Here is a 13137-nt window from a genome sequence, read left to right as displayed (position 1 = left end):
ATATAAAGCGTTTTCGTTGCTGGCACTGTGATAAATGGCCTATGCTAAATGAATCAAAAAAAATAAGGAGCTGAATTTTTCAGTGAAAATTGTCGTAGTATCTGATACACATATGCCCAAAAGGGCCAATAAAATACCTGAGAGACTAATTGCCGATCTACAGAATGCTGATTTAATCATCCATGCCGGTGACTGGCAGACACCAGAAGTATTTCATCAATTAAGGCAGTATGCTCCGATTGAGGGAGTAACCGGCAATGTTGACCGACCTGAAATGAGAGATCTTTTTAATGAAACCCTTTTGTTGAAGGTGAATCGATTTACTATAGGTGTTGTTCATGGCCATGGAGCCAAACAAACAACTGAAAAAAGGGCAATAGCCACATTTAATGAGGTGGATGTAGACTGTATCATTTTCGGTCACTCTCATATTCCAAAAAATTACTGCCATAACGGAGTGTTAATGTTAAACCCGGGCTCGCCGACAGATAAAAGAAGGGAAAAGTATTACTCCCATGCAATTCTTACAATTGATAATGAGTTGACTGCTAAACATATATTTTACGACAATAAAAATTAACATTATTAATCATTATACACCTTTGATTTCATATTTTCAAAAATTGGAATTTGCTCATTATGCCTCATTACATATTGGCGGTGTTTATATTTTTATTATCTTTCAAAGTAGTGAGAAATTGCTCGGTGAATAATATGATTTAAAAATATCACCAAAGTAAAACGAAAGTGCTCCGTGGGTGATAATCCCAAATGCTATAACCGCTGACATGGAGCCTGTGCTGATATACCTTTTCCCAACACGTCCGATCACCATGGTCTTTTAGAATTAGCAAAGAAATTATACTATGATTATATTATATGCATTATATTAACAGAATTTTTACTAAATAAGTGTTGATGAGTGCAGTAAAGTCTGATAAAATGGTACAAAATCTAAAGGCTATGTGTAACTGGCGAAACGCGGATCACCGCGAGGGAGCACATAGTGTCGTTGCCGTTCGCCTGGGCAGAGGTAAGGGGATTATATCCCTTTGCCTCTTTTCGTTTATTTGTCAAGGCATGTTCACTTTTATCTTTGGCAAAAAGGCGAGACAGAAAACCCATAAAAAAGAGGAGAGAACCAAAATGACCACAACTGCATTGGAAAGAGTAAAGACCATCAAAACCTTGAACAATATCGCAGAAAGCGGATTGAAGGTTTTCAGCAATGAGGTATATAAGATTGATAATGAAAGTGAAAATCCCGACGCCATTGTTGTACGAAGCTTTAATATGCACTCTTTAACATTCGGTGATGAATTAAAAGCCATCGCGCGTGCGGGAGCCGGGGTCAACAATATCCCAGTCGATCAATGCACAGAGAAGGGAATTGTTGTTTTCAATACTCCAGGTGCAAATGCAAATGCTGTAAAAGAAATGGTTCTTACTACACTGATGGCTTCTTCCCGTAACCTTTTTGCAGGCATAGCCTGGACAAAAACCCTTGAGCGGGAAGGAGACCAAATTCCAAAGCTGGTTGAAGCAGGAAAAAAGCAGTTTGTCGGAAAAGAAATCAAAGGAAAAACACTTGGCGTGATCGGTTTAGGTGCGATAGGTGCGCTTGTTGCGAATGATGCACTCGATCTTGACATGGATGTCATCGGTTTTGATCCGTTCATCTCTGTGGACACAGCATGGAACCTGTCAAGAAATGTCCAGAGGGCGATGACAATTGAGCAACTGTACGCAGAATGTGATTATATTACGGTTCATGTACCTTTTACTCCAGATACAAAAGGAATGTTCAATCAAAAGGCCTTTAACGAAATGAAGCCCGGTGTGCATATTCTGAACTTCTCCCGTGGTGAGCTTGTGAACGAAGATGATATGCTGGACGCACTGGAAGACGGAACAGTTGGCCGCTATATTACAGATTTTCCAAACGAAAATGTGCTGAAAATGAAGAATACGGTTTCTATTCCGCATCTTGGCGCATCCACAAAAGAATCTGAGGAAAACTGTGCCATTATGGCTACCCGCCAGGTCAAAGATTTTTTGGAAACTGGAAATATCAAGAATTCCGTTAACTTTCCAAACGCATCTTTGCCATATACAGGTAAGCTTCGAGTGGCCGCATTTCATGAAAATGTGCCCAATATGGTCGGGCAAATCACTCAAGCGGTATCCAGCTATCATTTGAATATTGCCGACATGGTAAACCGAAGCCGTGGTGGATATGCGTATACTATTGTTGATATTGATAATAAGGTAAACGGAGATGTCATTCCGGGACTGGAAGAAAAAATTAGAAACATTGAAGGCATTGTAACAACACGTGTCATTTAATAGTCTTCGTACGAAAAAAAGGCGGTCATTCCACTCCTGGAATGACCGCCTTTTTTATTTATGGTTAAACAGGTTCGCTATGTGCTCTGTGGGTTGCCAAAAGGAATCGGTGAGTTACATATTCTAAAACACCGAGCAACACGCTCGTTAATAACGCCCCATACCAAGTCATAGATGCCTCCCATTGAAAATTCGACGCATAGTAAACAAGGATCCAGGAAACCAGAACATCAATAAATACACTGATCCAGAGCACTCCTCTTCTTAAGACAAAATATTCCAGTGGCACACCAAGAACTGCCAGGGTAATGGCGACAACGGCAATTTGCCAATAATCTTCAAAATGTACACCAGGAAAGAAAAGGGCGGAAAGAATTAACACAACGGGAATCGCTATAAGTTTTATGATCAAACTGCTCATGCTGTACCTCCTGTTCTTCCCTGATATTGTAACCAGCAATATAAACTTTCATGTCTGAACAAAAGAAAAATGGCAAATACTAAACGTCAAATAACAGGGACGGGAGTTTTGAAACATGCCAGAATTGCCCGAAATGGAAACCTTTAGAACAATATTGTCCAATCAGTTAAAAGGAAGGCCCATAACGCAAGTGGAGATCAACCGAGAAAAATCCATTAATCTTACTCCATCGCTTTTCACTGCCCAAGTGAGCGGAGCTGTGATTACCGACATCAGAAGGCGGGCTAAACATCTGATATTCCAATTGAATAATGGATATGCCCTGCTTCTTCATCTCATGCTCGGAGGATGGATGTACATTGGAAATGACGAAGACAATCCCGACAGAAACAAGCAGGTCATTTTGTCTTTTGGTGAACGAAAGCTGTATTTTATTGGTCTTAGATTGGGATACCTCCATTTATTAACATCAGCGCAAGTGAAAGATAAATTGGAGGAACTGGGCCCAGAACCGTTAGCTTCCAATTTTACAGAAGAAACCTTTCGAGAGCGGCTAAGCAAAAAAAGGGGAACATTGAAAGCAGTGCTGATTGACCAGAAGTTTATTGCAGGGATTGGAAATTGCTATTCCGATGAAATTTGCTGGCAGGCCCTGCTGCAGCCGGAAAGAAAGGCGACTGAATTGACTAATGACCAAGTGCACGTGCTGTTTCATGCTATTCAACCTGTACTCACAAGAGGGATTGAATACGGAGGATATATGGAGAATCCTACCTATAAAGAAGATCGCAAGACAGGTGGATATAACCACCACTTGCTGGTATATGACAGAGAAGGCGAACCTTGCCGACGCTGTGGATCACTTATTAAAAAAACAGAGATCAATTCCAGAAAATCATTTTCGTGTCCCGAATGCCAGAAATAGTCAATAAAACCCATAAGAATTGTTTAGGAGACAGAAATGTCTTCTTTTTTTATTAAATATTATATTGACATATATCATCTATATCATTTAAGTTATGGATAGGAACTATTTACTGAAAATTCAGAAAGGGGGATGTTTTCTTACATTCATCTGAAAGCGCTATCATCCTTGCCTCCAAGAATCTACATACATTCCATTATTATTGAGGAGGGGTTGAAATGAAAGTAAAAAGCTATAAAAAACTGGCGGCTGTTACAGTGATCGCAGGAAGTGTCCTTTTCAGCTCGGCATGTTCGGACAGTGATTCTGCTTCAGGGAAAAAAACAGCAGGTGATAAAAACACCATCAGCATCACGTTCCGTGATGGGGGAGGAACGAATAAAGGACTCACACAATGGTTGAATAACGACATAATTCCAGCATTTAAAAAAGAGCATCCGAAAGCAAATATCAAGTTATCGCCCATCAGCGCTTCGGAAGGTGATTATTTTGCAAAGGTAGCGCTCATGCTAAAGTCGGATCAATCAGCTCCTGACATCGTGACAGAAGATACCTTTATGGTGAACTCCGATGCAAGCGCTGGATACCTTGAACCGCTTGATAACAGGATCAAAAGCTGGAATGAATGGGATCACTATATTGATAATGTTAAAAATGGTGTAAAAGCACAGGACGGCAAAACGTATGGGGTGCCTTTTAATACTGATTCACGCGGACTTTGGTACAACAAGGACGTATTTAAAAAAGCAGGACTGCCTGTCCCCTGGGAGCCCAAGTCGTGGGATGATATATTAACCGCTGCACGTACGATTAAAAAGAAGTCCCCTGACGTGATTCCTATGTGGATGAACTCCGGAAAAGCAACAGGTGAAGCCACATCCATGCAGACATTTGAAATGCTGTTGTACGGAACTGAAGATCCTTTATACGATGAGGATAAGCAAAAATGGATTGTTGACAGCCCAGGTCTGCTGGATACGTATACGTTCATTGATACCATTTATAAAGAAAAGCTCGGACCGAATTTATCACAGGTTCTCAATGGGCAGGGGGGAACGATCGCCTATACACAGCTGATGCCGAAAGGGAAAATTGGGATCGGCCTGGACGGAATCTGGCAGGCTGGAAACTACCGGAAGGACGGGCCGGCTCCTTGGCCAGAGGCGTTTGATACGCTTGGCTATACGGCGATGCCTACACAAAAAGGACAGGCACCGGGAACGACTTCCATGTCGGGTGGATGGGCGTTTTCCATTCCAAAAAAATCTGACAACAAGGATTTATCGTGGGAATTCATTAAATTTGTGTCCACCAAAGAAAATAACCTTAAATTGCTGCTGAAAGAAAACAACCTGTCACCGCGTGAAGATGTGTCCAAAGAGAAGGAGTATTTGGATCTACCGATGTTTAAAGAGGCATCAGAGTTTTTAAAGAACACTCATTTCAGGCCATCTGTTGATAAATATCCTTCAGTATCAACGGTCATTCAGTCAACTGTTGAAGATGTGGTAACAAATAAACTTTCACCAAAACAGGCGGTTGAAAACTACAAGAAAAACGTAACTCGCGTTGTGGGGAAAGACAAGGTGATCGAACGTTAACTTGTATGGAAAGGAGTGATTTCTTGTGGACGCAAACCCTGTGATCTCTCCGTCAACTGCGGTTGATGGAGGATCTGCCTCTCGTAAAAAACAAAACAGAAAGCTGTTGGCTTCCGCTCTATTCTTGCTGCCGGCTTGGTTATTGCTGCTTGTTTTCTTTATTGGACCCATTCTTTTAACTTTTTATTTTGCGTTTACCAATTTATCGCTGACAGGCAGTGAGGCCCAAGCCACACAGTTTGTTGGATTCAGCAACTTCATGAATATGTTTCAGGATCCCAACTTTCGGATCAGCGTGATGAAGACCGTTGTATATTTGCTTTTTTCGGCCATCATCGGCCAGCAGGTGCTTGGATTTATTCTTGCTCTTTTGATGAAAGAAAAAAATCCTGCATTTCGTCGTGTGATCGGAATTATTATCATAGCCGGGTGGGTAACACCAGAGATTGTGGTGGCATTCTGCTGGGTGGCATTTTTAAATGACAGTGGAACACTAAATGCACTGCTTCAGCAGGTAGGCTTAAAGCCAGTGGCCTGGCTTTTCACTTTTCCGATGGCAAGCGTCATAATCGCAAACATCTGGCATGGAACGGCGTTTTCCATGCTGGTCTTTCAGGCAGCGCTTGATGATGTGCCCAAAAGCATTGAAGAGGCCGCGGTGGTGGACGGTGCCTCACGGTTTCAGGTGCTTTACAAAATCGTATTGCCTATGATCAAAGGCTCAGTGGTTACCAACATGATACTGGTTACTCTTCAAACGTTGGGCGTGTTCACATTGATTTACGCAATGACAGGAGGGGGTCCTGGAACATCAACACAGACGCTGCCTATTTTTATGTACAACCAGGCCTTTGTAAACTATCAGCTCGGATATGGAACGGCCATTTCGCTGATCCTTTTATTAATTGGAGTGCTTGTAAGTGTACTTTATTTAAAATCGATGAAGGTTAAAGTGTAGGAGGGAGAATGATGAAACGAAAATCGATAAAGGTTGAAAAAGTGCTGCCGTACAGCATTTTAACGGTGATTGGTGTTTTGTTCCTTCTGCCACTACTTTGGGTGGTTGTTGCTTCGGTGGATCCCAATGCCAATTCTTCGATTAAAGTACCATCAGCATTTACAATGGATAATTTTAAGAGTGTCATAACGGATCCTGTAAATATCCGTGCGTTTATCATCGGGCTGCTTCTCTCATTGGGACAAGGGCTGCTCGTTGTCCTTGTGGCAGGTCTTGCTGCGTACCCTCTATCCAGGTATCAGCTCAGGTATAAAAAGCCGTTTATGTTCACCATTTTATTCATGACCTCTTTGCCAATAACGGCAGTCATGGTCCCGGTTTATCAACTTTTTATTTACATGAAGCTTCAAGATTCATTGTGGGGAACGATGTTTTTTTTAACAGCTGCCGGCTTGCCTTATGCGATCTGGATGCTGAAAAATTTTATGGATGCTGTTCCGCTTGAACTTGAAGAATCAGCATGGATTGATGGCGCTTCCGTATGGCAAGGACTCAAACGAATTGTGGCTCCCTTAATGATTCCCGGAATTTGTACAGTCGGCATCTTTACCTTTTCAGGAAGCTGGGGCAATTTCTTTGTTCCTTATATTTTGATTCAAACACCGGAAAAATTGCCGGCTTCGGTTACCATTTATCAGTTTTTCGGAAACTTTGGCATGGTGGAGTATGGAAAACTAGCCGCCTTTTCAATTCTGTATACCTTCCCGGCAATCGTGCTTTATATTTTTTCCCAGCGGTTCATGTCACAGGGCTTCAGCCTTGGTGGAGCGTCAAAGGGATAAAGTTACAGAGATAAGCATGGGTGTTAGAATTGTCTGACCATTTAGGTATAATAAATATGTATGCGTTTTCCAAATTTTCGTATACATATTTCTGGTTTTGGAGTGGTTTTATGCAGCCTTTATACAAACAAGTCTATCAATCAATTAAAAGCAGCATCATGAATGGCAGATACGCAGCAGGTGAACGCGTGCCTTCTGAAAAAGAGTTATCGGACTCGTTTCAAGTAAGCAGGATTACAAGCAAAAAAGCCATCGAGCTGCTGGTTACAGAAGGACTCGTCTTCCGCCAGCGTGGAAAAGGCACGTTTGTTTCCGACATGAAGGACAATGAGGAAAGTTCTGAGACGCTCGAAAAAAGTAAAAATAACTTTTTGGTGGGACTTGTCATAACAGATTTTGATGACAGCTATGTATCAAAAGTGATATCCAGTATTGAAGAAGCGGCCGGCGAGGGATGCTTCTTGATATTGAAACGGACGCTTGGCTCTGTTGAAAAAGAAGCAGAGGCAATCAGACAGCTAATTGAGTATGGGGTAGACGGTTTAATCCTTTATCCTGCTCAGGCGGAGCATTATGGAACGGAAATTTTAAAAATGATTATCGCGGAATATCCGCTGGTTCTGATTGACCGTACGTTTAAAGGAGTCGGGGCAGCTTTTGTATCCACCGACAATATTAAAGCAGCGAAACAAGGAATGAAACACTTATTTTATTTAGGTCATGAACACGTTGGCGTTCTAGCGCCTTCCATCACTGAAACCACAACGATTGTCGACCGTTTTTCGGGCATACTGCAAGCCTATGAGGAGCAAAACAAAATCGTAAACCGGCAATTATGGTGCACGGACTTAAAAAAATCGCTGCCGACTGCCTTCAGCAAAGACATCACGCCTGAGCAAGACATTGAAATCATCAAGAATCATATGAAGAAGCATCCGGAAATGACTGCATTGTTTGCGCTCGAACATAATATTGCTGTCCTGGCCAAACGGGCGGCTGAACAGCTCGGTCTGCGTGTACCGGAGGATCTCTCCATCCTTTGCTTTGATGCACACGATAATAATCTAAGCGGATGGGAATTTACACACCTCCGGCAAAATGAAAGAGAGATGGGACGCTTGGCCATGAACCGCTTAGTGGAAATGATGAAAGGAAATCTTGGAATAAAAAAAGAATTTTTGGATGCTCAACTTGTTGAAGGAAATTCGACGTGTTCGATAAACAGAATACCTGTAAAACAAACCAGCAAACCATAATAACAGGAGTGTGATTTTGAATGATACAAGCAGCAATGCTGAGCCGATGGCATGTTCATGCCGATGACTATGCCAGAGACGCAAACAATAATCCTTCCATTGCCATTCGCATGGTTTGGGATGAAGAGGAAGACCGCGGGAAAAAATGGGCGCAGGAACTGGGCGTGGGATTCGAAAAAGACTTGGAAGGTATATTGGCAAATCCAGAAATTGATGCGGTCATCGTGAATACGCCGACCAACAAGCACAAAGAAATCATTATGGCTGCCATCGAGCACAAGAAGCATGTGTTTACGGAAAAGGTGCTGGCATTTACGACCGCAGAGTGTGAAGAAATTTATGATGCGGCCGAAAAAGCGGGAATCAAGCTGATGGTTTCCCTTCCCCGTTTAACATCGGACTATTATTTGTATGCACAGCATGCTTTGGATCAGGGCTGGCTTGGTGACTTAACCTCAATCCGCTGCCGGCTCGCGCATAACGGGGCGGTTCCCTCGGCTGGCGGAAAAAATGGCTGGCTTCCTGAACATTTCTTTGATAAAGAAGCGTGCGGAGGAGGGGCATTGATTGATCTCGGCGCCCATCCCATTTATTTGACCAACAGGCTGGCTGGCCCTGCTGCCACTGTCACCGCCATCTTTCAGCAAAGCAGTGAAAGAGTGGTGGAAGAGAATGCAGCCGTGCTGATTCATTACGAATCCGGGGCTCTTGGAACGATAGAAACGGGTTTTTTATCGGAAAATAGCCCGTTTCAGCTAGAGTTATACGGCACAAAAGGAGCATTGCTCATCGAGGAAAATCAGGTCAGGCTGAACAGCTCTTCTGTTGGGAAAGACGGTTGGGTAACTCCAGACGAAATGCCTGAAGCACACCCCATGCCAATGGAACAATGGATATCTTCCATCTTAATGGATAAGAAAACAACGATAACGAGAAATGATGTTTGTGAACTGACACTTATTAATGAAGCAGCAGAAAAGTCTAATCGTGAAGGACGAAGAGTTTTGGTTTCTGAAATGAAGGAAGTTCAATTCAATCAATAATTAAGGGGGAAAAAGGTATGTCTAAAAAAATTAGAATCGGAATCATTGGATGCGGCGGTATTGCCAATGGAAAGCATATGCCTAGTTTGTCCAAGATTGATGAGGCGGAGCTTATCGCTTTTTGTGATATTGAGGAAGAAAGAGCGATCAAAGCGGCCAGGGATTTTGGAACCGCCGATGCAAAAGTCTACGTCGATTACAAAGAACTCCTTCAAAATGAAGATGTGGATGTAGTGCATGTATGTACACCCAATCACTCTCACGCCCAAATTACGATTGATTCGCTTGAAGCGGACAAGCATGTCATGTGTGAAAAACCTATGGCCAAGACGTCGGCCGATGCGAGGCGCATGGTCGATGCAGCAAAACGAACAGGGAAGAAGCTGACTATCGGATATCAGTACAGATTCCGTGCCGACAGCTGGCATTTGCACAAGCTGTGCGAGCGCGGTGACTTTGGAGACATCTATTATGCAAGAGCTCACGCCATCCGCCGCCGTGCGGTACCGACTTGGGGAGTCTTTTTAGACGAAGAAAAGCAGGGAGGAGGCTCACTCATTGATATTGGCACTCATTCACTCGATATGACGCTGTGGATGATGAACAATTATGAACCGAAGGCAGTTCTTGGCACGACATTTCATAAATTAGGACAGAAAAAGGATGCAGCCAATGCATGGGGTTCTTGGGATCCTGACAAATTTAAGGTGGAGGACTCTGCATTTGGCATGATTACGATGAAGAACGGCGCGACTATTTCGCTTGAGACCAGCTGGGCGCTCAATACGCTGCATACTGGTGAAGCCCGCTGTACTTTATGCGGAACAGAGGGAGGAGCAGACATGCACGATGGCCTGCGGATCAATGGAGAAGATCTTGGCAAACTATACACAAATCAAATTCAAATAGATGGAAAAGGCGTTGCGTTCTATGATGCAGACCAGGAAAGCGATGCTGATCATGAAGCAAGACTTTGGATTGATGCTCTCCTGAATGATAAGGAACCAGTGGTGAAACCGGAACAAGCGCTCGTTGTAACGGAAATTTTAGAAGCAATATATGAATCTGCAAGAACAGGGCAGGCTGTTTATTTTGACGATAATGAAAAGGAAGTGCCCGATGAAAAAAGAACAGATCAGGTGCTCCAATAATTGAATAGCTTAAATGCGGCAGGGAAGCTCTCTGCCGCTTTTTTATAGGAAAATTTTAGTTTACATAACACCTTCAAATGTTTATACTTCCTACTATTGGGCTACATTCTAAAAACATAAGATTTTCATTTGGCTTTTAAAACTATCAACAGGGAGGCGTCACCATGGCATTTAATAAGCCCGATAGAGTTAGTGAAATCGCCATTGAGGCAGGCGTTGATAAGGCGCGATCACCGGTATTGTCGCTCCTTCTCCTCGGTTTCTTAGGCGGAGCTTTCATCGCACTTGGGTTTTTGCTTGATATCCGGGTCAGTGGCAACCTGCCGAAAGACTGGGGAAGCTTTGGCTCCTTTCTTGGTGCAGCCGTTTTTCCGGTCGGACTTGTACTGGTTGTTCTTGCGGGAAGTGAGTTAATTACGGGTAATATGATGTCTGTGCCAATGGCATTGTACGCAAAGAGAATTACATGGAAAGGTTTGTTGAAAAATTGGGTTTTTGTCACGTTTGCCAATTTAATCGGAGCACTGTTTGTGGCCTACTTTTTTGGGCATGTGGTGGGACTAACGGAATCAGGACCTTTTCTTGCTAAGACACTCGCCATTGCACAGGGAAAACTGGAGGAGTCTTTTTTTCAAACGTTCATTTCGGGCATTGGCTGCAACTGGCTTGTTTGTCTGGCCATTTGGCTGGCGTATGGAGCTGATGATGTTGTAGGTAAGATTTTAGGAATCTGGTTTCCGATCATGGCGTTTGTTGCTATTGGCTTCCAGCACGTGGTCGCTAATATGTTCCTCATTCCGGCTGCCATCTTTGCCGGTTACTATACATGGATGGATTTCATCGCAAACGTCATTCCAGCCTTTATTGGTAACGTCATAGGTGGAGCCGTATTTGTAGGATTCGTTTATTTCTTTACCTACCAAAAAAGTATAAAGGACAAAGCGAAAAGAAAAGTATCCTAAGCGAAAAGCTCTTGCGAAGAATCGTAAGAGCTTTTTTTATTTGCTTAATCTTACACGGATCTTACATGGGATAAAGAAAAGGCGTTAGAAAATCTTACATATAAAATGAATTCAAAAAGGATTTGTTATAAGCTCGAGTTACATAGGAAAACTTTCTAAACGGGGATGATGGCGCTTGAAAAAAGAGATGGATTTAAATTGTGATGTTGGAGAAAGCTTTGGGATTTATCGATACGGGTCAGATGAAGACATGATGCCTTTTATCAGTTCCGCCAATATCGCCTGCGGACTTCATGCAGGAGACCCACACGTCATCAAAAAGACCATTGATCTTGCCGCTTCTTATGGCGTACGTATCGGAGCCCATGTTGGATTTCCGGACCGCGCAGGAGTTGGTACCCGCGGAATAAAAGCAGAAGCTCAGGAAGTCTATGATTATATTATTTATCAGCTGGGAGCACTGGATGGGTTCTTGACAATAGCAGGATTGTCCATGTCACATATTAAGCTTCATGGTTCTCTCTATATGATGGCTTCGGAACAGGAAGACATTAGCTGTGCCACCATTGAGGCGATTCAAGCGTACAACCCTGAACTCGATATTTATGCATTGCCTCGGTCCGAATTAAGCATAAGGGCAGACCAAGCTGGTTTACGGGTCATGAATGAGTATTATGCTGATCGTCCATATGGTAATAATGGGGAAAAACGATTTGGATGGTGCGAAGAAGAGATCGGCAGTCCTTTCGAAATTGCTGAAACGGTCCTTAAGGTACTCGACCAGGATTCATATAATTTACAGACCGTTTGTGTACATAGCGATACACCGGAAGCCCCGCATATTATGAAACTGGTTCACAATACACTTGTTCATGCCGGGTGGAGTATCCGCTCATGTAAAAGACTCTTGGTCTAGCCAAGAGTTTTTATTTCCTGTAATAAATAGAAGTTCTTTACTTATACATAGGATTAGTGCTTTTTTATCCATATACGAAAAGGTGAATTCAGCTTATGAGAAAAATTATGGGAATTTACTTGGCTGCAGGATCCAGCCGGAGAATGGGCGTAAATAAATTAGCTCTCCCTTTAAAACACTCAACGATAGGAAGCCTGGGTTTGGAGAGTGCCTTGAGCTCAAGACTCGATGGCATGATCGTCGTTGTAAGAAAAGAGGATGGTCTTGAATGGATAGCCCCAGCCCTAAGAAGCAATACGAAAAAAAACTGGTGGAATCTTGTCCGCTGCGGAATTAAAAATCAAGGGCAGGCAGAATCATTAAAAACCGGTGTACGGAAAGCGATACAATTACAAACAGATGCTATAGTGATCATGCTGGCGGACCAGCCTTTTGTAACCAAAGAAATAATTGAAGACCTGATCCGTCAGTATGAAAGGCTTGATACAGCCTTTGTCGCTGCTCGTTTACAAGGGATTATTCAACCGCCGGTTCTGTTTTCTTGCCGTGTTTTTCCCAGTTTGCTAAGCCTTGAGGGAGACCAGGGTGCAAAATCTCTTTTAGATAATCACCAAATCGGAAAAGGATCATTTATCGATTTTAAGAATGAATGTTTATTTTTGGATGTGGATGAAATGCAGGATTATGAAAATGCAAAAAAATATACATCCAGTTAA

At 42.8% G+C, this 13137-nt stretch carries 13 protein-coding genes and 1 riboswitch; of the genes, 12 read left to right on the top strand and 1 reads right to left on the bottom strand.

The features are described 5' to 3' along the window. Nucleotides 1-82: 82 nt before the first annotated feature. Nucleotides 83-580 (top strand): metallophosphoesterase family protein, encoded by a 498-nt coding sequence (locus BLT53_RS08165; RefSeq protein WP_090234032.1) that lies wholly within the window; start codon nucleotides 83-85, stop codon nucleotides 578-580. Between the two features lie 377 nt (nucleotides 581-957). Then, a riboswitch (ZMP/ZTP riboswitch) is annotated at nucleotides 958-1036 on the top strand. Between the two features lie 110 nt (nucleotides 1037-1146). Further along, entirely contained in the window at nucleotides 1147-2346 is a 1200-nt protein-coding gene (locus tag BLT53_RS08160) for a phosphoglycerate dehydrogenase (RefSeq protein WP_090234030.1), read from the top strand. A gap of 64 nt (nucleotides 2347-2410) precedes the next feature. Here the strand turns inward: BLT53_RS08160 and BLT53_RS08155 are convergent, their stop codons facing one another. After that, nucleotides 2411-2767, bottom strand: coding sequence for a DUF2512 family protein (locus tag BLT53_RS08155; protein WP_090234029.1), 357 nt, complete (start codon nucleotides 2765-2767; stop codon nucleotides 2411-2413). A 115-nt stretch (nucleotides 2768-2882) separates the two neighbouring features. Between BLT53_RS08155 and mutM the strand changes: the two genes are divergently transcribed. The 10 genes from mutM (at nucleotide 2883) to BLT53_RS08105 (ending at nucleotide 13137) form a co-directional block, all read left to right on the top strand. Then, nucleotides 2883-3692 (top strand): bifunctional DNA-formamidopyrimidine glycosylase/DNA-(apurinic or apyrimidinic site) lyase, encoded by an 810-nt coding sequence (gene mutM / locus BLT53_RS08150; RefSeq protein WP_090234027.1) that lies wholly within the window; start codon nucleotides 2883-2885, stop codon nucleotides 3690-3692. Nucleotides 3693-3910: 218 nt separating this feature from the next. After that, nucleotides 3911-5293, top strand: a complete 1383-nt coding sequence (locus tag BLT53_RS08145; RefSeq protein ID WP_090234026.1) for an extracellular solute-binding protein — start codon at nucleotides 3911-3913, stop codon at nucleotides 5291-5293. 103 nt (nucleotides 5294-5396) lie between these two features. Then, entirely contained in the window at nucleotides 5397-6251 is an 855-nt protein-coding gene (locus BLT53_RS08140) for a carbohydrate ABC transporter permease (protein WP_244520474.1), read from the top strand. A gap of 11 nt (nucleotides 6252-6262) precedes the next feature. Next, nucleotides 6263-7093: a carbohydrate ABC transporter permease gene (locus BLT53_RS08135; RefSeq protein ID WP_090234024.1), complete on the top strand. Its 831-nt coding sequence runs from the start codon at nucleotides 6263-6265 to the stop codon at nucleotides 7091-7093. A 110-nt stretch (nucleotides 7094-7203) separates the two neighbouring features. Beyond that, on the top strand, nucleotides 7204-8349 hold the full coding sequence (locus BLT53_RS08130; RefSeq protein WP_170834276.1) for a GntR family transcriptional regulator: 1146 nt from the start codon (nucleotides 7204-7206) through the stop codon (nucleotides 8347-8349). A 20-nt stretch (nucleotides 8350-8369) separates the two neighbouring features. Beyond that, nucleotides 8370-9392 carry a Gfo/Idh/MocA family protein gene (locus BLT53_RS08125; protein ID WP_090234021.1) on the top strand — a complete coding sequence of 341 codons (1023 nt, stop codon included), beginning with the start codon at nucleotides 8370-8372 and terminating at the stop codon, nucleotides 9390-9392. A 17-nt stretch (nucleotides 9393-9409) separates the two neighbouring features. Next, the gene (locus tag BLT53_RS08120) at nucleotides 9410-10543 is read left to right on the top strand and encodes a Gfo/Idh/MocA family protein (protein WP_090234020.1); all 1134 of its coding nucleotides are present in this window, start codon (nucleotides 9410-9412) and stop codon (nucleotides 10541-10543) included. 164 nt (nucleotides 10544-10707) lie between these two features. Beyond that, nucleotides 10708-11505 carry a formate/nitrite transporter family protein gene (locus BLT53_RS08115; RefSeq protein ID WP_090234019.1) on the top strand — a complete coding sequence of 266 codons (798 nt, stop codon included), beginning with the start codon at nucleotides 10708-10710 and terminating at the stop codon, nucleotides 11503-11505. Between the two features lie 175 nt (nucleotides 11506-11680). Continuing rightward, the gene (locus BLT53_RS08110) at nucleotides 11681-12421 is read left to right on the top strand and encodes a 5-oxoprolinase subunit PxpA (protein ID WP_090234017.1); all 741 of its coding nucleotides are present in this window, start codon (nucleotides 11681-11683) and stop codon (nucleotides 12419-12421) included. A 95-nt stretch (nucleotides 12422-12516) separates the two neighbouring features. Beyond that, nucleotides 12517-13137 (top strand): NTP transferase domain-containing protein, encoded by a 621-nt coding sequence (locus BLT53_RS08105; protein ID WP_090234016.1) that lies wholly within the window; start codon nucleotides 12517-12519, stop codon nucleotides 13135-13137.

The organism is Fictibacillus solisalsi, from assembly GCF_900103485.1.
GTDB lineage: Bacteria > Bacillota > Bacilli > Bacillales > Fictibacillaceae > Fictibacillus_C > Fictibacillus_C solisalsi.
Note: the sequence above shows the minus strand (reverse complement) of the source record. Positions and strands in the feature narration are given on the sequence as shown.